Genomic DNA, 22,558 nt, shown 5'->3' with positions numbered 1-22,558 from the left:
GCTCCTACTGCATCGTCGGGATGACGAAGGCCTGATCGCCGATATCACCTTCCGGCCACCGCTGTGTGACCGTCTTGATCTTGGTCCAGAACTTCACACCTTCCGGCCCGTGCTGGTTGGTGTCGCCAAAGGCCGAGCGCTTCCAGCCACCGAATGTGTGATAGGAGACCGGCACCGGGATTGGCACATTGATGCCCACCATGCCGACATTGACCTGGGCGGCGAACTCACGCGCGGCGCGGCCGTTGGAGGTGAAGATCGCAACGCCATTGCCGTACTGGTGGTTGGATGGCAGGGCGGCAGCCTCTTCCAGCGTCTCGGCGCGGACAACCTGCAGGACCGGCCCGAAGATCTCTTCCTTGTAGGTCTTCATCTCCGGCTTCACATGATCGAACAGGCTCGGGCCGACGAAGAAGCCATTCTCATGGCCCTGCAGCGTGTGGCCCCGGCCATCGAGCTTCAGGTCCGCGCCTTCATCGACGCCCATCTTGATATAGTCCTCGACCTTGGCCTTGTGCGCCGCCGAGACGACCGGGCCATAATGCGCGTCCTTGTCAGTCGAGATGCCGACCTTGAGGTTCTGCGCAGCTTCCATCATGCGCTCGACGAACTCGTCACCTGTATCCTTGCCGACGGTCACGGCCACCGGAAGCGCCATGCAACGCTCGCCGGCCGAGCCATAGGCTGCGCCGACAATGTCCTTGACCGCCTGCTCCATGTTGCAGTCCGGCATGATGATGCCGTGGTTCTTCGCTCCGCCCATGGCCTGCACGCGCTTGCCGTGCGCAGTGCCAGTGGAATAGACATACTGCGCAATATCCGATGAGCCGACAAAGCTCACGGCCTGGATATCGGGATGCTTGAGCACGGCATCGACGGCCTGCTTGTCCCCATGCACCACGTTCAGCACACCCTCCGGCGCACCAGCTTCCATGAACAGTTCCGCAAGGCGCACCGGCACGGACGGGTCTTTCTCGGAGGGTTTGAGCACGAAAGTGTTGCCGCAGGCGATCGCCACGGCGAACATCCAGCACGGGATCATGGCCGGGAAGTTGAACGGTGTAATGCCCGCACAGACACCCAGAGGCTGGCGCATGGAATAGACGTCGATGCCCGGCCCGGCGCCTTCAGTGTACTCGCCCTTCTGGAGGTGCGGGATACCACAGGCGAACTCGACCACGTCGATGCCGCGCTGGACGTCGCCCTTGGAGTCCGCAACCACCTTGCCGTGTTCGGAGGACAAGAGCTCGGCGAGCTCGTCGATATTCTGCTCCAGCAGGTCCTTGAATTTGAACAGGATGCGCGCCCGGCGCTGCGGGTTGGTCGCCATCCAGCCCGGAAGCGCCGCTTTTGCCGCCTCGACCGCCTTGTCGACTTCCGCATCGGACGCGAGAGAGACCTTTGCCTGCACCTCGCCGGTATTCGGATTGTAGATATCGCCGAAACGGCCAGACTGGCCCTCGACGCTCTTGCCGGAAATGAAATGATTTACTGCGCGCACGGTCGCGATCCTCCTTCATGTGTCTGAGTGAACCCTAGAGGCTGAATATTTGCTGTTAAACCCCAAATACCGCAGCTGACACCTGCATGAATGCAGGTTAATAGGCCTGATGAACTGGGACGATCTCCGTGTGTTTCTCGATGTGAGCCGCCGCCCCAAGCTGGAGGAGGCCGCCTCCCACCTGCATATGGATGCCACAACAATCAGCCGCCGCATCAAGAAGCTCGAACAGGAGCTTGGCCTCACCCTGTTCGAGCGCACCCGCCGGGGCCACTCGCTCACACCTGCCGGTGAGCGGCTGGCCGCAAGGGTCGAAGCGATGGAATCGGTCTCGCTCGATGTCATGGCCGCCAGCGAAACCGAGCAAAGCGCGGCAGGGCGGATAAGACTTGGTGCCACCGAGGGCCTCGGCACCGCCATCATCGCCCCGGCGCTGAAGGATTTCCGCCAGGCCCATCCGCGCATCGACATAGACCTGATCGCCCTGTCCGGCTTTGTCAGCGTCCCCAAACGCCAGGCTGACATGTCGATCCTGCTGACACGGCCGACAGCCGGGCGCCTGCGTATCCGCAAGCTCAGCGACTACACCCTCAACCTCTACGCAGCGGCCTCATATCTTGAGACATCCGCCCCGATCCAGAGCCGTGAAGACCTCAGCGCGCATCCCCTGATCGGCTATGTGGACGACCTCATCTATTCTTCGCAGCTTCGCTATTATGACGAAGTCCTGCCCGGCCTGACGCCGCAGCTCTGCAGCCCCAGCATTCTCGCCCAGGCGGAGATGGTGGCTGCCGGTGCCGGGCTTGGAATCCTGCCCGCCTTCCTGGCGCGCAAGATGGATGGGCTGGTCAGCCTGCTCACCAATGACATCCGTGTCACGCGGACCTTCTGGCTCGCCGTGCATGAAGATGTTGCCGGGCTGACCCGTAACCGGCTCCTGTCAGACTATCTCTCCGGCCTCCTGCGCGAGTTGCCCTAGCTCCTCAATCAGGCATCGGCCGTCGTTTCAGGTTTGTGGACCTTTACACTCGCGGGCGGCTTGGAAAAATTCGGCTCGCTCGTCTCAAGCTCTGCGAGCGCCGCCTTCCGGTCTTCCTCGGTGAAACTGCCCGTGGTGGCACAGAACTCGACAAGGTTGTCGTTCGGGTCCTTGGTATAGATCGAATAACACCAGTTATGGTCGATCTCCATCACTTCCAGCCCGGCATCGAGCCACTGTTTCCGGCGCCGTTCGAGGTCGTCCATATCCTTCACGTCAAACGAGATATGGTTGATGTGGTCCGGCACACCGGCCGCCTTGGAGAGGTTGGTCTCGAAATTTTCCGTACCGGGTATGTCGTGCATCTCCCAGAAGGCGATGAACTTCGAGTCGTCCTCCATGCGGTAGAAAAAATGCTTCGCCCAGCCACCGCCCGGCGACGGGCCGACCTCGACCTTTACGAGATTAAAGCCGAGTATGCCTTCATAGAAAGCGTGGATCTTCTTCATGTCACGCGCGGCCAGCGCGAGGTGATGATAGCCCATTTCCTTACTCCTCCCGTCCTTACTTTTTCTTTTCGTCGACCATGCTCATGACATCGGCGCTCGAGCCCTCCGGCGGGGCAACCTCGACGATGCGCTCGTCGACATCGTCATATTCGAGCCTGAGCGCCCGGCTCATCGTGGCATGCATATCATAAGTCGCCGTCACATAGGTCAGCTCGAGAATCTCTTCGTCCGAAAGTTCAGCCTTGAGGGCATCGAAAATCCCGTCGGGCACGCGCCCGCCCTGAAGGACGAGGCAGTCTGTGTAGGCAAGCACCGCCCGTTCCAACTTCGACCAGCAATCAGCTACCTGCCAGTGCGGGATCGCCTCGATCTGTGCCTCGCTCAAGCCCACATCCCGGCTTGCCTTGCAATGCTGTGAAAACACGAATTGCGAACCACGCGCCCAGCCGGCCCTGATCTGGCCGAGTTCGCGCAGCTTCGGGTCAATCTTGCGGTTCTTCGAACGGTAGAATTGAAAGCCTTCCGTCGTGTGCTTGAACGCGTCCGGCACCAGCGCGAAGACCGTCCACCAGTTGCCCGGCGTGCCTGTCGCAGTGCCTGGCTCGGCAACAGGGTCGCGGTCCCCGAAAAGGACGTCATAAAGTTTCTGCGCGAAGGGATCGGCATCCTTGCGGGCAACCTGTTTCAGCCTTGGCATCGCTTCATCCTCCCATGATCTACGCCTCTCACGGGCGCGTTTTCATTATTGAGCCATGAATTTTCTCCGGACGCCATGCTGACACAGCGTCAATCGGTCCAGACCCCGCCAAAATGTCCGGCGCTCACATGCCACATCCCAGCTATGCGCGCGCTTGGCTTGACTTCAGCGCTTCGAGAGTTCCAGTTCTGGTTATCCCCGCGGCAGGTGCCGTACCCTCGACAAGACCACGGAGCCAGGATGACAGACCCAAAGACCGGCCAGACAGCAGGCAAGACGACAGCCCTTCCGATCGACCGGGACACACTGCTGGATCGCCTGCGTGCCGACGCGTCAAAGATCGAGACCGACCCGCTGACCAATTCCGTCTTCTCCCTGGCGCTCAACCTGTTCCAGGATCTCGACAGCGGGCGTCACACGCTGAAAGAGCTGACCGGCCTTGTCGATACCATCCACTTCGATCTCCTCTGTGAACGCGCCGGACGTTTCCGCGAGCAGCACGAGGCCGTCGGCGCTGGAGATCCGTGGTCGCAGGTCCGAGCCCGGCTGGAAGCCGCCGCTGATGAAGGGCGCGAGGCCTTCACCAGGGCGGCAGGCACCGCGCATGGCGGCATCGTCTTCACCGCTCACCCCACCTTCGCACTCTCGCGTACGCTCCGGGAGGCTTTCGCCGCGCATGTCTCGACCAATGACGACACCACGCTTGCCCGCCTGAAGACCGAAGCCTATGCCTCGAATGAGGACTGGCCGGAACAAATAACGCTGGCCAGTGAGCATGAAGAAGCCCAACAGGCGATTGCAAATGCCCGCGATGCCGCCCGTCATTATGCCGGGCTGGTCACCGAGATCGCCCGGGCACGTTTTCCCGACACCTGGCGCAGCTTCGCGCCCGTCCTGCCCACAATCGCCAGCTGGGTCGGCTACGATCTTGATGGACGCACCGATATTCACTGGTCACAGTCCATCGCGCTCAGGCTCCGCGAAAAGCAGGCCCAGCTCGCCTATTACGAAGACCGGCTTTCCGGCATCGATGCTGGCGGCAAGCTGGATGCCCTGATTGACCGTCTCGCAAAGGCGCGGGCTTTCACGACTGAAGCTGCAACCCTGTTTGAGGGAGACCTGCTCGATCCGGATACGCTGGTGCGCGCAGCCAATTTCCTCACGGAAGACACCACCGACCGGATAACCGACAGTGCGGAAATAATCGCCCCCCTCACAGGCCTCATCGAGGACGAGGCGACCCCGGACAATACAGCTGCCGCGCTACAGGTCCTGCGGGCCGAAATCGAGGCGCTACAACTCGGCACGGCACGCATCCACCTGCGGGTCAACGCCGCCCAGGTGCGCAGTGTGCTCTCCCGGGACCTCGGCCTGGAAACAGAGGACGAGGATTTCGGCCGCCTGGCGCTCAGCCAGCTTTCCGAAATGGCCGCGAGCAACAAGGTGCGCGATGTAAACTTCGCCGACCTGTTCATCGAGCAGTCGACCGCGCGCCGCCAGTTCATGATGTGCGCCCAGATTCTCAAACATATTGATGCCGGCTCGCCGATCCGCTTCCTGATTGCGGAGAGCGAAAACCCGGCCACTGTAATGGGTGCACTGCATCTCGCCCGCCAGTATGGCGTTGATCATGCACTCGATATCTCGCCCCTCTTCGAGACACCCGAGGCCCTTGAGACCGGCGGACGGTTCGTCGAACGCCTGCTCGAGGAGCCCGCCTTCATCGATTATGTGAAACAGCGCGGCTATCTCTCGATCCAGCTCGGTTTTTCCGATTCCGGGCGCTTTATCGGGCAAATTGCCGGCAACATGGCGATCGAGCGCATTCATAGTCTGATCGGACGCGCGCTTGGTGAGAAATTGCCCGGCACTGGCCTTCTCTTCTTCAACACGCATGGCGAGTCGATGGGCCGGGGTGCCTATCCGGGCAGTTTCGAACAGCGTTTCGACCACCTGCTCACCCGCTGGACACGTAGTGAGCTTGTCGGACGCGGCCTGCACCCCATGCACGAAGTGAGCTTCCAGGGCGGCGACGGCTTCATGCACTTCGCAACGCCAGACCTGTCCGAAGCCAGCTATGCCGCCTTTTGTGAGCATGTCCTGTCACCAACCAGTCCCTCGTATGATGACCCTTTCTATGTCCGCACGGATTTTGTCTGGGACGCTTACCGTACGCTCAGGAACTGGCATGAAACCCTCTTTGTGGAGGGCGACTATGCCCAGCTCCTCGGCGGCTTCACGGCAGGTTTCCTGGTCAAGGCCGGGTCGCGTCCGGTCAAACGGGCCGGCAGCATGGCCGGGCCTTCGGCCATCCGCGCCATCTCGCATAATGCGATGCTCCAGCAGCTCGGCGTGCCGCTCAATTCCGCCTGTGGCATCGGTTCCTCAATGCAGCGCGAAGCTGGACGCCTGAAGGATCTCATCAACACATCTCCGCGTATGCATGCGCTTGTCATGCTCGCCACGAAAGCCAGGATGCTGACCAGCCTGCCTGTGCTGCGCGGCTATGCCAGTGTCTACGACCCGCAAGTCTGGCTGGCGCTGGCAAAGCACGGGGATGTGCATAGCGAGGATGCCATGCAACGCATCGCCGGGGTGCTCGGTGACTACCGGACAACGACCAGCCTGAACCGCATTGCCGATATTCTGGCTCTCGACCTCATGAAGTTCGACAACCTGCTCGCTGCGCTTGATGATGCTCCCAGCGTGGAGACACGCCACGAGTCCCGGCTTGAGCCCCATGTGCTGCACGCCACCCGTCAGGCCGTCATGATGTATGCGCTCAGCCTTGTCGGGCGCATGCGCAACCTTTCGGCCCGTCACGATATCAGCCTGGAAGAAATCATCGGCCTGATCCTGAATTTGAGGATCGGTGAGGCCGTCGAAATGCTGGAGACGATCTTCCCGGCGTCCCGGAACGAAACGGATATCATTTCCGGTGTTTCAGAACGGGGCTTCGAGGCGAGCCAGTCGAGTGCGGCTGGCTATGACAAGCTCCATCATGAAATTCTCCATCCCCTTCGCCTGGCAGGCGAACTGATACGGCGGATTTCGGTTGCAAATTGTCATGTCTACGGTGCCTGGGGCTAGGCCAGCCCCGCCATGACAGGGCTTTCGCACGCAGGGCAAATTCCTTGCAGTTGCAACAGTATTGAGCATTTTACTGGGAAGCCCACACAAGAAAGACACAGCCTTGGAGAAAATGCCCCCTCTGGCGTCGATCCTGCATTGCAGCATAGCGCGATTCACGGTTACATTTGCAACCAGAGGGGGAATGAAGCGCTGTGTTGAATTCACCATGGCTCCACTCGGACAAATCCGCTTCAACCTCGAAGGTTGAAAACCGGACATCATTACCTTCCCCAAGTTCCACGATGAGCCCGGCTGACATCCATCCCGAGTGGCTCGGCGACCGCAGTTTCACACGCCAGCACGGCAGCCGGTTTGCCTATGTCGTTGGTGAAATGGCCCGCGGCATTGCAACGCCCAGCATGGTCATCGCGGCCGTCAGGGCCGGGCTGATGGGCTTCTATGGCAGCGCCGGCCTGCGCCCAGAAACGATCGCCGAGGGCCTTGATGAGATCGAGGCCGGCCTCGGCAAGGATGCTCCGGCCTGGGGCGCCAATCTTATCCATTCACCACAACAGCCCGGTTATGAACGTGCAGTCGTAGACCTTTTCCTGGATCGCGGCGTCGCGCGTGTGTCGGCTTCAGCCTTCATGGCGCTCTCAAAAGAGATCGTGCGTTACAGCGCCCGTGGCCTCTCACGTGGCCCTGATGGTGAGATCATGCGAACCACGCATGTCGTCGCAAAGGTTTCCCGCGCAGAGGTCGCCCGCCATTTCATGGCCCCCGCTCCGCAAAAGCTTCTTCAGGAGCTGGTCGCAGCTGGTGACATCACACCTGAACAGGCAGAGCTGGCCCGCCTTGTACCAGTCGCTGGCGACATCACAGCCGAGTCCGATAGTGGCGGTCACACGGACAACCGCCCCGCCGGGCCGCTGTTTTCCTCACTGGCGCAGACCCGCGCAGAAATCTGCTCAGCACATGGCCTCTCGCCCGATCTTATCAGGATTGGTCTCGCCGGCGGGATCGGCACACCCTGGGCGGCGGCTGCCGCCTACCAGATGGGGGCCGCCTACATCCTCACAGGCTCAGTCAATCAGGCCGCTATCGAGTCCGGGCTGTCACTGGAAGGCCGCAAATTGCTGGCCGGTGCCGGTCCGGCCGACATCGCCATGACCCCTGCGGCCGACATGTTCGAACAGGGCGTGCAGGTGCAGGTGCTCAAACGCGGTACACTGTTTGCCATGCGCGGCAACCGTATGTGGGCCATCTACCAGTCTCGCACAGGTTTCAAGGACTGCTCACCTGACGAACAGAAATTCATCGAGACAGCTCTTGGCGAGACCTACGCAGAAGCCTGGAGCAAGACCGAGAACTACATGCAGCGCACCAACCCGGCGGAACTCGAGCGCGCCGCAGGCGACGCACGCCGCCAGATGGCGCTCGTCTTCCGGCGCTATCTCTTCTTCGGGGCACAATGGGCCCGCGAGGGCGAGGCCGCCCGCACCCGCGATTTCCAGATCTGGTGCGGCCCGGCCATGGGCGCTTTCAATGAATGGGTGAAAGGCTCTCCGCTCGAGGCACTTGAGAACCGGACAGTCAAGCAGATTGCCTGGAACCTGCTCGACGGCGCCGCCCATATCACCCGTATGCAGGCCATGCGGGCCAGCGGTCATGACATCCCATCGTCATCCTTTGTCTATACGCCCGGCCTATTTGAATAAGTATATCAGTTGAGGGGCTGATCAGAATGAGCAGCAGCAAAAATCAACCGGCAGATATCGCCATTGTCGGCCTCGGCGCCATTTTCCCCGGCCGCGGCGACACGGCTGGCTACTGGCGCGACATTGCCGAGGGTGTCGATACGCTCGGCCCTGTTCCGCCGACCCACTGGCTGATCGAGGATTATTACGACGCCGATCCGCGCGCCCGTGACAAGACCTATGGCCGGCGCGGGGGCTTTCTCTCGCCGCAGGGCTTCGACCCGCTCGACTTTGGCATCCCGCCCAACCAGATCGAGGCGACCGACACCGCCCAGCTACTTGCCCTCATCGTGGCCCAGCAAGCGCTCGACGAGGCCGAAGCCGCGAGCAATGGCACGATCAGCCGCGAGCGAACCAGCTGCGTCCTCGGCGTCGCGTCGGCGACCGAACTGGTCGGCCATATGTCAGGCCGTCTGCAACGCCCGTCATGGGTGAAAGGCTTGCGGGAGGCTGGCCTCCCTGAAGCCCAGGTCCAGGAAATCGCTGACCGTATCTCTTCAAACTTCTCTGAATGGAAAGAGAGCACCTTCCCCGGCCTGCTCGGCAATGTTGTCGCCGGGCGCATCGCCAATCGGATGGACCTTGGCGGCAGCAACTATGTCACGGATGCGGCCTGCGCCTCGTCGCTCTCGGCGATACAGGTCGCCCTGCATGAGCTGAACTCAGGCGACAGCGACATGGTGCTCGCTGGCGGTTCGGACGCGCTGAACGACATCCTGATGTATATGTGCTTCTCGAAAACCCCGGCCCTTTCCATGAGCGAGGACTGCCGGCCTTTTTCTGACAGGGCCGATGGCACGATGCTCGGCGAGGGCATCGGCATACTCGCCCTGCGCCGCCTTGCCGATGCCGAGCGAGACCGCAACCGTATCCACGCTGTCATCAAGGGGCTTGGGGCTGGCTCTGACGGACGCGCCACGGCGATCTACGCGCCCCTGCCGACCGGCCAGGCACGCGCCCTGAAACGCGCTTACGATCAGGCTGGGTACGACCCCCGGACTGTGGAGCTTGTCGAAGCGCACGGCACCGGCACCAAGGCCGGCGATGCCGCCGAGATTGGGGGGCTGAAGCTCGTCTTCGCGCCTGACGGAGAGCCGGTGGAGGAGCCCTGGTGCGCCATTGGTTCGGTCAAATCGCAGATCGGCCACACCAAGGCAGCCGCCGGTGCGGCCAGCCTCATCAAGACAGCGATGGCGCTCAGCCGCAAGGCCTACCCGCCGACCCTCAAGGTCGATGCGCCTGCCCCGGCACTCGCCGGATCGCCTTTCTATCCCAACCGGGAACTGCGCCCCTGGGTGCGCAAATCAGACCACAGGCGCCGGGCCTCGGTCAGTTCATTCGGGTTCGGCGGCTCGAACTTCCATATTACGCTGGAGGAATATGACGGGCCCGCAGCAGTCATGCCCGAACGCGCCCTTCCGGCGGAACTGGTCATGATGTCTGCACGCGACAGCGAAGCCCTGGCCAAAGCCATAGAGGCTTACGCCCAGCGCATGGTACACGAGGAAGACCTCGCCATCACTGCCAGCGAGAGCCATGCGGACTTCGAGCCGGACGCCCCCTGCCGCGCCGCGATTGTGGCAACCGACACAGGGGACTTTGCCACCAAGGCAGCGAAAATTACGGTACTCATCCGTGCGGGCCAGGCCGAAACCGCACCTCTCCCCAAAGGCACCAGCATCGCGCTCACGCCCGCAAAACCGGGCAAGCTGGCCTTCCTGATGCCGGGTCAGGGCAGCCAGTATGTCGGGATGGGACGCGATCTTGCGCTTGCGTTCCCAGAAGCACTGGCCGCCTGGGACCTTGCGGCCAGTCACAAGAAGACCGGGCCGCAGGCGCTGCACAATCTCGCCTTTCCGCCCTCTGCCTACACCGAGGAGGAAGCCAAGGCGCAAGCCGATACGTTGACGGCGATGGAAAACGCCCAGCCCGCGCTTGCTGCCGCCACGCTGGCAACGCTTGGCGTGCTGGACAAGGCTGGCGTCACCCCGGACATGGCCGCCGGCCACAGCTTCGGGGAAATCATGGCCTTGCAATCTGCAGGCAGCTTGAGTTCGAAAGACGCACTGAGCACCGCGCACAAACGCGCGAAACTTATGGCAAAGGCCGCCGCCTCGAATGAAGGCGCAATGCTCGCCACGCAGGCCGCTGCCGAAGACCTTGCCACCCTGCTTGAAAGCCACCCGGATGTTGTCATCGCCAATGATAACGCGCCGACACAGACGGTCCTCTCAGGCCCTGTCGCAGCAATAGAATCCGCACGAGTGGCGATAGAGGCGACAGGTATCAAGGCCCGGCGCCTGCCCGTCGCCTCTGCGTTTCATTCACCCATCGTGGCAGGTGCAGTCGGTCCATTCCGCAAGGCCCTTGAGAAGACAGAGTTTTCGAAAGCCCGCTTCCCGGTCTATGCCAATGTCTCGGCAAAACGCTATCCGCTCGCCTACAAGGCACAACGCGACCTGCTCGCCACACAGATCGAAAGCCCGGTCCGCTTCCGCGCCATCGTCGAAGCGATGCACGCGGATGGCGTTACCACCTTTGTCGAGGCTGGTCCCGGCACAGTGCTCACCACACTTGTCGGCCAGATCCTTCCCGGCCGGGCAGAGGCCGTCTCGCTTGATGACAGGAAGGGCAACGGCCTTGCCGCTTTCCTCGCCGGGCTCGGCAAGCTCGCTGTCCTCGGTCATCCGGTCGATTTCGAGGCGCTGTTCGCCAACATGCCCGCGCCCGCTCCGCGCAAACCGCGCTCAAAGCACACGATCGACCTCACTGGCGCGAACTACCGCAAGCCCTATCCGCCTGAAGGCGGGGCAGCCGGCCTGCCGCCGCCCAATCCCGAACCCGCGGCCAGCCCGCCGTCCGTCACAGATCCCAAGCCATTGTCAGCGGCCCAGCCAGAGGCCGCCCCGCAACCTTCCCAGACCCCGCCAGGAGTACCGCCCGTGTCCCAGTATGATGACCGCCCCGCCAGCGACGCCGCCGAACGCATTCACGCCAATATGACAGCGGCCCATGCCGACTATATCGAGGCCCTGCGTGTCGCCCACGCGAACTATCTCCAGGCGTCAGCGAATGTGCTGGGATCTGCGGGTGCTGGACAGATGATCGACCAGAACACCACACGCCGCCACATCGCGCCGCCGCCGGCCCCGGCCATTAATCCTGCACCCCAGACACAGACACAGGCCCCAACACCCCCATCCCAGCCAGCACCGCAAGCTGCTCCGGTCCAGCAGGCCGCCCCTCAGCCACAACCGCCTGTCGCTTCTGCCCCGGCTCTAGCCCCTGCCGCCCAGCCCGTTGCTCCGGCTGCTCCAGCCCCGGTGCCTGCACAGCCTCCGGCGGGACAGGATTTCAGCGGCCTTGTGGCGTCGCTTGTGGCCGAGAAGACCGGCTACCCGCAGGATATGCTGGAGCCCGACATGGATCTTGAGGGCGAGCTAGGCGTCGACTCCATCAAGCAGGTCGAGATCCTCTCAGCCCTGCGCGAGCAGATGCCTGATCTGCCCGAGATCGAGCCCGAACAGATTGCAGAATTGCGTTCGATCCGGAAAATCGCGGATTTCCTCGCCCCGGCGGCAACCGCCGCGGCCCAGCCTGCACCGGCCCGGAATGGTGCTGCCGCTGCTTCCGGCACGAACGGTATGACCAATGGTACGGCCCATGCCCCCGCAATGGCGGCGACACAGGCGCCAGCCCCTGCACCCGCCCCTGCCGCCACATGCAACATGGCCGAACTCGTCCGCAGCCTGATTGCCGACAAGACAGGCTATCCGGCCGACATGCTGGAAGACGACATGGACCTTGAAGGCGAACTCGGTGTCGACTCCATCAAGCAGGTGGAAATCCTGTCTGCCCTGCGTGAGCAGATGCCCAACCTGCCGGAAGTCGAACCAGAGCAGATTGCAGAATTGCGCTCGATCCGGAAGATCGCCGATTTTTTTGGCTAGGGGGCGCGCCGGCGCCTGAACGCGCCCGCCGCCCCGCACCATCGCCAGCCGCCCAGCCGGATACGCTCTCGCTGCGCATGGTCAGCTATACATCACAACAGCCTGTGGGCCGCGTAACACCGGGCCTGCGCGAAGCGGGGCTGATCGAATATGTCGGCGGCGATGCAGCGCTGGCAGACGTGCTTGTTCCTGCCCTTTCCAGCGCCGGGTTCAGGCTCCGCCAGGTGGCCACACCGTCTGGCAACGCTGACGGCCTTATCCTTGCCCACGGTCTGACAGGTACGGCGCTCGACGCCCATGCAGGCGCGCTGGAAGCCCTGTCGGCACAAGCACGCCGCCTTGAGGCCGAGGGCGGCTCCGTCATCATTTTGCAGGATACAGGCGGGCGCTTCCAGCCGGGCGATGATCGCGCCTGGCGCGGCGGCCTCACCGGGCTTGCCCGAACAGCCACCCACGAGTTTCCGAAAGCCCTTATCCGCGCGATTGATATCGACATTGCAGACCTTGGGGCAAAAGCGGCAAGCGACCGCCTTGTCGAAGAACTGCTAAGCGGTGGCGCAGCCCTGTGTGCCGGGCTTTCCGGCAGGGGCCGCGTCGTTCCGGGGGATACACCTTACCGGCTGCCCGCCGCCCAGCCCGGCCAGGCCGGGCCGCAGGATGTCTTCCTGGTCACGGGCGGTGCGCGCGGCGTGACCGCTGACTGCATCATAGAACTGGCGCGGCGCACGCAGGCCCGCTTCGCCCTGCTTGGACGGTCCGCCATAACCCAGTGGCCGGATGACCTGGAGCCAACGGAAGACGAAAAGGCCCTGCGCGGCGCGCTGGCCATGCGTGCAAAGGCCAATGGCGATAAGATTGCGCCTGCCGCGCTCAACAGGGAAGTACGCGCCCTGCTTTCAGGCGCCGAAATCCGAAAGACGCTGGCCGCCATCGAACAGGCCGGCGGCAAGGCCCTCTACATTCCGACAGACATTGCCGATCCGGCGGCCCTCAGGGAAGCGCTTGCCCATGTTCACCGTGACCTCGGCCGCGTTACCGGCCTAGTCCACGGCGCGGGCGTGCTTGCTGACAAGCTGATCCGAGAGAAGACCCGCGCACAGGTCGAGACCGTCTTCGCACCGAAAATCTCCGGCCTTGAAGCCCTGCTCTCGGAGCTGGACATAAGCACATTGAAAACAGTGGTCTTTTTCTCTTCGGTTGCTGCACGCTACGGCAATACTGGCCAGGCCGATTATGCCATGGCCAACGAGATCCTGAACCGCATGGCCCACTGGCTGAAAGCCACTAATCCGCAGGCTGCGATCACCTCGCTCGGCTGGGGACCGTGGGATGGCGGCATGGTGACAGACAGCCTGAAGGCGAAGTTCGCGGAGATGGGTGTCTCGCTTATCCCGCGTGATGCAGGCGCACGCCTGTTTGCCGATGCCGTGCTGGCGGGAAGCGCCTGTCCGGCCGAACTCGTGATCGGGTCGGAGATCGCGCATGGGTAAGCCGCGTTTCGAACCGATTGCCATTATCGGACGCGGCTGCGTCCTGCCCGGCGCGCTGAGCCCGGCTGCCCTCTGGCAGGCTATACTGGAAGATCGCGACCTTCTTGCCTCTGCCCCGCAAGGCAAATGGGGCGTCACCGATACCGAACAGGCGCAGATGGGCTATCGTGGCGGCTTCGTCACAGATTTTGAGGATGTCTTCGATCCGTCCGCCCATAAGCTCGGCGATATCGATGCAGCCCGCCTCGATCCGCTTTTCCAGTGGCTGCTCCATGCAGGCCGCGCCGCCTGGCTTGAGGCTGGCGCCCCTAAAGTGAAAGCCCGGAAGCTCGGCGTCATTACCGGCAATCTCGGCTATCCGAGCCGCGCGCTCTGCGATTATGCGAGCGACGTGTGGCAATCGGGCGCTTCCACGATAGACCCCGCCAATCGCTTCAATACAGGCGGCCCGGCCCGCCTGCTCGCCCAGGCCCTGAAAGCAAGAGGCCCTGCCTTTGCCCTCGATGCCGCCTGCGCCTCTTCGCTTTATGCCGTGAAGCTAGCCTGCGACCGGCTTCAGGACGGCTCGCTGGATGTCGCCATCGCCGCCGCCGTCAATGGTGCGGACAATCTCATCCTGCACCAGGGCTTTTCCGCCCTCAACGCACTCAGCCCCACCGGGCAATCCCGCCCCTTCGTGCAAGGGGCCGACGGGCTCGTCCCGGCAGAGGGCGCAGCAGCCCTCGTTCTGAAGCGGCTTGCAGACTGCACCGAAGACGACACCGTCCACGGCGTCATCCGGGGCATCGGGCTTTCCAATGACGGACGCCGTAAATCCCTGCTCGCGCCGGACGAAGGCGGACAGGCCGAAGCCATGGCCGCCGCCTGGAAGGTCTCCGGCCTCGACCCGGCCTGCGACATCGGCCTGCTGGAAGCCCACGCCACCGGCACCGCTACAGGCGACCGGGTGGAGCTACTGGCGACAGCCGCGCACTTCACCGGCAAGAGCCCCCTGCCCATCGGCTCGCTCAAGGGCAATCTCGGCCATCTCATCACGGCTGCCGGCATCGCCAGCCTGATCAAGATGAGCTTTGCGTTGAATGAAGGCATCATCCCGCCGACACGGCTGGAGGGGGAGGCGCTTGAAGGCTTCGACGGCGTAAACCTCACCCCCGCCCGCAAGAGCCCGTGGCCGGAAGACCGCCCCCGCATCGCGGCGGTCAGCAATTTCGGCTTTGGCGGCAACAACGCCCACCTCATCCTCGCCGCCGATAACGGAAAGCGCCCCAAGGCCCGCAAGCAAAGCAGGTCCAGACCACAAGCCGCCATCTGCGCGACCGGCCTCTCACTCGGCCCGGACCGGGGTGTCGCTGCCGTCCTGCAACGCCTCTCGCGCCCCCCCAAAACCGCACGCGGCCCGATGCAGGAGACCGCCGCCAGCCCGAAGCCGCTGCGTACACCGCCGAGCGAGCTCGCCTCAGCCCAGGGCCAGCAGCTCGCCCTCTATGATGCCGTCGATGAAGCGCTTGCGCGTTTCCCACTTGAAGACGGTGCCCGCGTCAGCGTCTTCACCGGCTTTGCCTGCGCGCCAGAGGCTGCCCGCTGGATGCTGCGCGCCCGGATCGCCGAACGGCTCGGCCTCTCCCCGGAGGTGGCTGAAACCGATGCTCTCCGCAATAATATCTCTCCACCGCTGAAACCCGGTGACGTGCTGGGCGCAATGCCCAACGTCTCGGCCAACCGGCTCAATGTGCGTGGTGACTGGCGTGCCCAGGGCTTTGCCGTAATGGAAGAAGAGGCATCCGGCCTGCGCGCGCTGGAACTCGCCATGCGAGCGCTGGAAGCTGGCGAGATCGATGCGGCCATCGTCGCGTCCGCAGACCTCTCAGCCGACCCTGTCCACGAAACCGCCACAGGCACACCCGGCGGAGATGCCGCTGCGGCCTTCATCCTTAAACGGGCCAAAGATGCGACCCCCCCCGTCACACTCAAGTCCCTGAAACTGACCGGCAGCCTCCCGGACGAAACCCTGCTCGAACGCCTCTACGGGGTCTCCCATGCCGCAGGCGGGCTGGCCCGGCTGGCGGTCGAGACCGAACTTGCTTCTCGCGGCATGGCGCTTGAGACAGCCGGGATCACGCCGGTCTTCACACGCAAGGCCCGCACCATCACCGTTTCTGGCGGCAGGGTGAAGCTGAAGGCGAGGCCGCACCCGGCCCCGGATCTGCTGCGCCCGGCCCCGCATCTTGAAACCTACGCCGCCTCCACACGCTCGGCCCTGCTTGATGCGCTTCGCAAGGGCCAGCAGGCCTGCACTGGCAAGCACCGCCTTGCCATCATCGCAACCGATGAGACCACGCTGGCCGCACGCCGGGCCGAGGCCATCGCAGCACTTGTCTCCGGTGCAGTTCCACAAGGCGAGGGCCTGCATTACGGCAAGGGCAAGCCTGCCGGCGAGCTCGCTTTCGTTTTTACAGGGGCAGCGGCAGCCTATTCCGGCATGGGCCAGGGCCTGTTTGCCGCCTTCCCAGAGCTTGGCCCGAAACTCGCTGCGAAGTTCCCGGCGGCCCCGGAGGTCGCCCGCCTGCTAGCCGGTGACCTTGCCGCCGCCTATGACCAGCTGCGCGCCACGACCCTGATTTCGCAGGCCCAGCACATGCTGCTGACCGACATACTCGGCCTCAAGCCCGCCGTCGCGATGGGGCTCTCATCCGGCGAGACCAATTCCCTGATCGCCTTCGGCGCTTGGACCGACGCAGACGGCCTGATGGGCACGATCGGCGAGAGCGGCATGTACACTGATGACCTCGCCGGTGACTTCAAAACCGCACAGGCCGCATGGAAAGACAATGCCCCTGTAAGCTGGGAAACATGGCGCGTACAGGCCAGTGAGTCCGCAATCCGTAGCGCCATGAAGGATGAGCCACGCTGCGACCTTACCATTCTCTACAGCCCGACAGACGGTGTCATCGCAGGCGATGCTAGAGCCTGCCAGCGCGTGCTGAAGCGCCTCGGCGGATCGGCCATCCGTGTCCCGCACGATCTTGTCGTCCATACGCCGATGATGGATCCCTATGAGAAGACATGGCGCCGCCTGCACACCCGCAAGACGAAAGCGCCCAAAGGCGTGCGCTTCTATGCCAATGCCGTGAACGGCCCATACCGCCCGGACAGAAAGACGGTCGCGCGTATGCTGACCGGGCAGGCGGTGGCGGAAGTGAACTTCCCGAAGACGCTGATGCGGGCCCACAAGGACGGCGTGCGCACCTTCATCGAGATTGGCCCGCGCGATACGCTGACCGGGGCCATCCGGGAAACGCTGGGCGATGAGGTGACGGCCCTTGCCACAGACCGTTTCGGCCAGCCCGCACTATTCGACATTGCCACGCTGGCCGCAGCTGTCTTCGCAACCGGGCATGACGTGAAGATGGAGAGAGTGAAGGCCCGGCTTGAGGCCACACGCGCCAACACCATCCCCTTCCGAAGGACTGGCCCCGGCGAGATCACTTTCCCGGCGCACAAGCCGCCGCCGCGCCTGCCGTCTCCTCTCGCCCGGCGCACTTTGACACCGCCGCGCAGGCCGGGGCTGAAGCCCTTCACACCGCCTGCGTCAAAACCTCCGAGAGGCCGCAAACTCCCGCTTGCGCCCGGCATCAGCTGGAAACCGCCCGGCCCTGCCATTGAGACGGCCGTTCTCGAACGGCCAGCGACACGCCCGACTCCTCGTCCTGCGGCTCGAAAACCCGCGCCTGCTCCCGCAACAATAAAAGGCGTCACACCGCTCTTCTGGCGTGAGCCTGTTGGCCCGAATTTCACCCGCCAGCAGATCGAACACGCGGCTGCCGGAAACATTTCCGAAGTCTTCGGCGAGGCCTTTACCGCTCAGGACAAATATGTCCGTCAGGTACGCATGCCGCGCCCGCCCATGCTGCTCTGCGACCGCATTGCCGGGATCGACGCCGAGGCGCTGGTACAGGGCAAGGGCACGATCTGGACCGAGACCGATGTCACGCAAGACCTCTGGGCCGTCAGCGATGGCCGCTTGCGCCCCGGCCCGCTGATCGAGGCCGGACAGGCCGACCTCGCGCTTATCTCATGGATGGGCGCGGACATGCTGAACTGTTCGGATCGCGTCTACCGCCTGCTCGGCTGCGAGCTGACCTTCCACGAGACCGGCCTGCCACGCATCGGCGAGACAGTGCGCTTCCAGATCTCCATCAAGGGCCATGCCGAGCTTTCCGGCGTGCGCATGTTCTTCTTCGAGTATGACTGCTACGCCGATGACCGGCTGATCCTGTCAGTGCGCAACGGGCAGGCTGGTTTCTTCACCGATGAGGAACTGGCCAACTCCAAGGGTGTGCTCTGGGACGCGGAAAAGGATGGCGCGCCAACAGCCGAACCGAGACTCGACAGGACCACGCCTTCACAAAAAACCGCCTTCACGAGTGCGGACGTCGCCGCCTTCCGGGCCGGGGACACCTATCGCTGTTTCGGCGCAGGCTTCGAACGTGCCGCCCCGCATACAAGGCCGGCACGCCTGCCAGCCGGACGCCTCGCCCTCTTCGACGATGTCGAGACTTTTGAGCCACAAGGCGGGCCCTGGGGCCGGGGCTATCTGAAGGCATGCCAGCATGTGCCGAAGGATGCGTGGTTCTATGACGGGCATTTCCACGAAGACCCCTGCATGCCCGGCACGCTGATGGCCGAGGCGGCTGTCCAGACGCTGGAGTTCACCGCCGCAGCACTTGGCTTCACAATCGAGCGCGACAGCCATGTCTTCGAGCCCGCACCGGGAGAGGCGGCAACCTTCTACTGCCGCGGACAGGTTACCCCGGACGCCGATCATGACGTGACCTATGAAGTCTTCATCGACGAGATCATCGACGGCGAGGAGCCTGTCGTCTTTGCAAGCCTTCTCGCACGGTCTGACGGGCGGAAGGTCTTCTATTGTCCGCGTTTTGGCGTGCGCCTGCGCCGCCAGTGGCCGCATATGGCGAAAGCGAAATCGGTGCCGCATTACGTCAATGACGAGGGCGATGTGCGCGGCGATGAAGCCGCCATGATCGAGTGCGGTTCCGGCGCACCGAGCAACGCCTTCGGCTCGATGTATGCCCCGTTCGATCACAGGGGCGCCGTGCCGCGCCTCCCCCAGCCACCCTATCACATGGTCAGCCGGGTCCTTTCCGTGACAGGCCCATCCGGCCAGCAGGCGGCAGGGCTTACGGCGATCGCCGAATACGACATCCCGCCTGACGCCTGGTATTTCACCGATGGCGGGACCGGCACCATGCCCTTCTCGGTCCTGACCGAAGTGATCCTCCAGCCCTGCGGCTGGCTTGCTTCCTATTCCGGCTTTGCGCTCTCGGGCGAAACCCGGTTCCGCAATCTCGACGGCGCTGGCAGGACGGCCCGCCAGATATGGCCGGAAGACGGCACCATCCGCACGCGCACGACGTTGACCCGCGCCTCACGCGTCGGCCCGATGACGATTGTCTTCTTCGAGCTTGAAGCCACGCTTGCCGACGGCACCCCTGTCGTAACACTGGAGACGAGCTTCGGCTTTTTCACCAAGGCCTCGCTCGCCGCACAAGCCGGACTGAAAGCCAGCGACGCAGCCCGCGCCTTCATCGACGCCCCGGCCGATCCGCCAAGCGAGGCAGAAACCGTTCTGCCAGTCTCGACGGGCCGTCTTGCCCTGTTCGACATGATCGACCGGTTCGAACCTGAAGGCGGCGCAGCCGGGCTTGGCCGCATCCGCGCGCAGCAATTCGTCGACCCCTATGCCTGGTATTTCAGGGCCCACTTCTTCTCGGATCCGGTTCAGCCCGGATCGCTCGGCCTCGACATGCTGGTCCAGCTGCTCGCGCGTGCTGGCGACCTAAAGGGACTGGCGGCGCGTTTCGAGCAGCCACACTGGGAACCGGTTGAGCCCGGCGAAGACCTCGTCTGGACCTATCGCGGCCAGGTCAACCCGACCGCAAAACAGGTGACCGCCACCATCGAGATCGACGGGGTGGAGGAACAGGACGAAGCGACGATCATCCGGGGGACGGGCTCGCTCTGGGTCGATGGCCTGCGTATCTATGAAATGCGTGGAGTGAGCATCAGATTCTGTACCGCTCCCACACCACTGCTACACCGCTCTCACACCACCTTGAGACCGCAAATTCCGGCCTGGGTGGGCGCGCACCGGCCAACCCATACCCTGCCCGCCCTGCCACTTCTTTCTCAGGCCGGGATGCTGTTGCGTCAGGCCCGCGCGGCGGATTTTTCCGGTTATCCGATTGAATTGACCGGCTTTTCTCCCCGCCAGTGGGCCAGCGTCCCCGATCATGGCCTGCGTGTGGAAACCCGTGTCACACCGGATGGAAAGGCCCGCCTGCGCGGGCGGGCTGAAAGCGATCCGGATGCACCCTGGACCATTCTGTCCTCCGGACAGATCGCGACACGCACACGCGCGCCCGCATCGCGCCTGAAGCCCAGTGATCATGGCAAGCCCCTTCCCGATCCGTATGAAACTGCCGATCTCTTCCATGGGCCGGGCCTCAGACCCGTCACCGGGATACGCCGCGACAGCAAAGGGTTCGAAGCGACGGTCGATCTCTCACTTGCAGATTGTCCGGGGGACGCCTTCGATGCCGTCATCCTCGACGCACTGGTCCACGGCCCCCCGCATGAGACCCCGGAGGAGTGGTTTGATGGTGTGGAAGATTGCGCGATCTATCCTGTCCGCATCGAGCGGCTTGTGATCTGTTCGGATCTACCGGCAACGGGCGACCTCACGATCCGGGGCGTACCCGGCCAGCGCGACCTTCTCACAGGCGACCTGCCTGTCACGATCGAGGCTTTCCTCGGGAGCGATCTCTGGGCCCGGCTCGACCTTATCGAGAAAGCCTATCCGAAGGGGCCGCTATCAACGCTTGGCGCCCTGGAAAGAAAGGCTTTTTTGAAAGGCGAAAGCGATGCACACCCCGCCCCGCTGAGCCGGACAGACGGGAAGCTGACCCGCCTGTCCCCGGCCGATGTCATCGCGTGTGACTGGCTGCCTGGCACCGTCGCCGAAGCCTGGGGATGTGAAGGCCTGACGGGCAGCGCATTGGTCAAGGCAGTTGCCGTAAAAGAACACTTCGCGTGTAAATGGGGAATCCATCCGGGAAAGGTCCAGCTTGATCCACCCTTCGTGACCGGACCGGGCGGACGCCAACGTTACGACCTCAGTTTCGATCCAGCCAGCCGCACCTGGTGCGTTACGGATGACGGGTTTGAAGAACAATGACCAATGCAGAACTGATCGTTGTCGACGAGCGCACCCTGCCACTGGTGCAGCACCTGCGTTACCGCGTCTATTGCGCTGAGAAACAGTTCCAGCTGCCCGGCGCAGATCCGCAAGCCCGCCTGCTGGTTGACGAAGCCGACAGGGCGGGTGTCACATTTGCCTTGTTCGACGGGGCAGACCTAGTCTCAAGCGCCCAGGTTATCCCGGTCAACCAGACTGAAATGTCCGGCAGATATGCCCTCTTCCAGCTGCATGAAGCCCTGCCATATCCAGATAATGGAGCGGTTATCGTCTCCAAACTCGTGACCGCACCGGAACGGCGCGGCTCCAAGACGCTTGGCCCGGTGATGCGCGCCGTTCTCGATTACGTGGCGTGGGAAAAACAACGCTACATCGCGATCCTCGCCGAGCCGTCGATGCGGGAATTCTACGGCTCGATGGGCTTCGACATCATGAAGGAAGGCATTCAGACAGAAGCCTTCGGTATGACTGCGCTAATGGTCTTTGACATGCAGGATGAACGCCATACCAGCGGCAAGTCGCTGGCCGGCTGGATGTTCAAGTCTGTCTTTAATCGCTGAAAGCCATTACGGCGATGAGGTCTTCGTCTGGACATAGTGTCTCAAGATGAACCTCTATCCCGCCTTCGGTCACGACCACCTTTTCTTTGTCGCCCGTTATGACAGCCTCCGGCACTGATACAGTTTTCGCACCGCCGCGCAGCCCTGTTCCGCGCCATTTCAGCAAAGCCTCCTTTGCACACCAGAGACGGTAGAACGCGACAAGTGCTGTCTTTTCTTCACTGATGCTCGCAAGCGCTGCCCGCTCCGGGGGCGTTGCAATCATGTCCAGCATGGCCTTCCAGCGCACCGGCCTGATCCGCTCCAGGTCCACGCCGAGACGTCCATTCGGAAGACATGCCGCAAGGGCGTGCGGCCCGGAGCGTGACCATGAGACGGCAATATCCTCAAAACCTTCGGCGCGCGGTGGCGCATCGTCAAAAGAGTGAATAACGACACTGGATTCTTGCCGCTCATATGTCTCGGCCAGAAGTGTGCGCATCAGGTGACGCGCGTGCAGGATTTCCTGCCGTCGCGCTGGATCAGCAAGCTTTTCCACACGCGCAGCTTCTTCTGGCCCCGCGGGAGAAAAGGCCCCTGGGCCCGCAATATTTTCGGCATATGTCCAGACAGGTATGAGTGACATGCCAGGCCGTTGTCCCACGTAAAAGCTCTCTTTCCGGCAATGCGATACTGCCGGCTGGATATACCTGGCCGACATACGGACTGCAGATCATGGACGCAACGTAATGGCCAGAACAGCATTATATTCTATATGTAGGGGTGAA

Annotated in this window: 11 protein-coding genes; 7 read left to right on the top strand and 4 right to left on the bottom strand. The window is 63.1% G+C overall.

The window, feature by feature from the left end; translation table 11 throughout:
- Positions 1 to 4: 4 nt before the first annotated feature.
- A complete protein-coding gene (locus Q1K31_RS15240) occupies positions 5 to 1,501 on the bottom strand; it encodes a CoA-acylating methylmalonate-semialdehyde dehydrogenase (RefSeq protein ID WP_300381398.1) in 1,497 nt (498 codons plus the stop codon).
- A gap of 109 nt (positions 1,502 to 1,610) precedes the next feature.
- Here Q1K31_RS15240 and Q1K31_RS15235 point away from each other — a divergent pair, with 109 nt between their 5' ends.
- Entirely contained in the window at positions 1,611 to 2,480 is an 870-nt protein-coding gene (locus tag Q1K31_RS15235; protein WP_300381395.1) for a LysR family transcriptional regulator, read from the top strand.
- Between the two features lie 8 nt (positions 2,481 to 2,488).
- Here the strand turns inward: Q1K31_RS15235 and Q1K31_RS15230 are convergent, their stop codons facing one another.
- Positions 2,489 to 3,025, bottom strand: a complete 537-nt coding sequence (locus Q1K31_RS15230) for a VOC family protein (protein WP_300381392.1) — start codon at positions 3,023 to 3,025, stop codon at positions 2,489 to 2,491.
- A 19-nt stretch (positions 3,026 to 3,044) separates the two neighbouring features.
- Positions 3,045 to 3,686, bottom strand: a complete 642-nt coding sequence (locus Q1K31_RS15225) for a carboxymuconolactone decarboxylase family protein (protein WP_300381390.1) — start codon at positions 3,684 to 3,686, stop codon at positions 3,045 to 3,047.
- A 240-nt stretch (positions 3,687 to 3,926) separates the two neighbouring features.
- On the opposite strand from Q1K31_RS15225, the gene Q1K31_RS15220 reads away from it, so the two are divergent.
- From Q1K31_RS15220 to Q1K31_RS15195, 6 genes are all read left to right on the top strand, one after another.
- Entirely contained in the window at positions 3,927 to 6,776 is a 2,850-nt protein-coding gene (locus Q1K31_RS15220; protein ID WP_300381387.1) for a phosphoenolpyruvate carboxylase, read from the top strand.
- A 284-nt stretch (positions 6,777 to 7,060) separates the two neighbouring features.
- On the top strand, positions 7,061 to 8,476 hold the full coding sequence (locus Q1K31_RS15215) for a PfaD family polyunsaturated fatty acid/polyketide biosynthesis protein (RefSeq protein ID WP_300381385.1): 1,416 nt from the start codon (positions 7,061 to 7,063) through the stop codon (positions 8,474 to 8,476).
- 26 nt (positions 8,477 to 8,502) lie between these two features.
- Entirely contained in the window at positions 8,503 to 12,465 is a 3,963-nt protein-coding gene (locus tag Q1K31_RS15210; protein WP_300381382.1) for a beta-ketoacyl synthase N-terminal-like domain-containing protein, read from the top strand.
- A 77-nt stretch (positions 12,466 to 12,542) separates the two neighbouring features.
- The gene (locus Q1K31_RS15205; protein ID WP_300381379.1) at positions 12,543 to 13,955 is read left to right on the top strand and encodes an SDR family NAD(P)-dependent oxidoreductase; all 1,413 of its coding nucleotides are present in this window, start codon (positions 12,543 to 12,545) and stop codon (positions 13,953 to 13,955) included.
- On the top strand, positions 13,948 to 21,210 hold the full coding sequence (locus Q1K31_RS15200; protein ID WP_300381377.1) for a beta-ketoacyl synthase N-terminal-like domain-containing protein: 7,263 nt from the start codon (positions 13,948 to 13,950) through the stop codon (positions 21,208 to 21,210). The genes Q1K31_RS15205 and Q1K31_RS15200 overlap by 8 nt, the downstream gene beginning before the upstream one ends.
- Complete coding sequence (locus Q1K31_RS15195) at positions 21,207 to 21,791, top strand: GNAT family N-acyltransferase (RefSeq protein WP_300381376.1); 585 nt, start codon at positions 21,207 to 21,209, stop codon at positions 21,789 to 21,791. The genes Q1K31_RS15200 and Q1K31_RS15195 overlap by 4 nt, the downstream gene beginning before the upstream one ends.
- Here Q1K31_RS15195 and Q1K31_RS15190 read toward each other — a convergent pair.
- Positions 21,781 to 22,416, bottom strand: coding sequence for a 4'-phosphopantetheinyl transferase superfamily protein (locus Q1K31_RS15190; RefSeq protein WP_300381374.1), 636 nt, complete (start codon positions 22,414 to 22,416; stop codon positions 21,781 to 21,783). The genes Q1K31_RS15195 and Q1K31_RS15190 overlap by 11 nt on opposite strands.
- Positions 22,417 to 22,558 lie beyond the last annotated feature (142 nt).

It is taken from the genome of Henriciella sp. (assembly GCF_029936995.1).
Classification (GTDB): Bacteria; Pseudomonadota; Alphaproteobacteria; order Caulobacterales; family Hyphomonadaceae; genus Henriciella.
Note: the sequence above shows the minus strand (reverse complement) of the source record. Positions and strands in the feature narration are given on the sequence as shown.

Excerpts from the sequence above, each read along its gene's own strand:
- Q1K31_RS15235 (WP_300381395.1), top strand. The coding sequence starts at position 1,611 with ATGAACTGGGACGATCTCCGTGTGTTTCTCGATGTGAGCCGCCGCCCC.
- Q1K31_RS15200 (WP_300381377.1), top strand. The coding sequence starts at position 13,948 with ATGGGTAAGCCGCGTTTCGAACCGATTGCCATTATCGGACGCGGCTGC.
- Q1K31_RS15190 (WP_300381374.1), bottom strand. The coding sequence starts at position 22,416 with ATGTCACTCATACCTGTCTGGACATATGCCGAAAATATTGCGGGCCCA.
- Q1K31_RS15230 (WP_300381392.1), bottom strand. The coding sequence starts at position 3,025 with ATGGGCTATCATCACCTCGCGCTGGCCGCGCGTGACATGAAGAAGATC.
- Q1K31_RS15210 (WP_300381382.1), top strand. The coding sequence starts at position 8,503 with ATGAGCAGCAGCAAAAATCAACCGGCAGATATCGCCATTGTCGGCCTC.
- Q1K31_RS15225 (WP_300381390.1), bottom strand. The coding sequence starts at position 3,686 with ATGCCAAGGCTGAAACAGGTTGCCCGCAAGGATGCCGATCCCTTCGCG.
- Q1K31_RS15205 (WP_300381379.1), top strand. The coding sequence starts at position 12,543 with ATGGTCAGCTATACATCACAACAGCCTGTGGGCCGCGTAACACCGGGC.
- Q1K31_RS15195 (WP_300381376.1), top strand. The coding sequence starts at position 21,207 with ATGACCAATGCAGAACTGATCGTTGTCGACGAGCGCACCCTGCCACTG.
- Q1K31_RS15220 (WP_300381387.1), top strand. The coding sequence starts at position 3,927 with ATGACAGACCCAAAGACCGGCCAGACAGCAGGCAAGACGACAGCCCTT.
- Q1K31_RS15215 (WP_300381385.1), top strand. The coding sequence starts at position 7,061 with ATGAGCCCGGCTGACATCCATCCCGAGTGGCTCGGCGACCGCAGTTTC.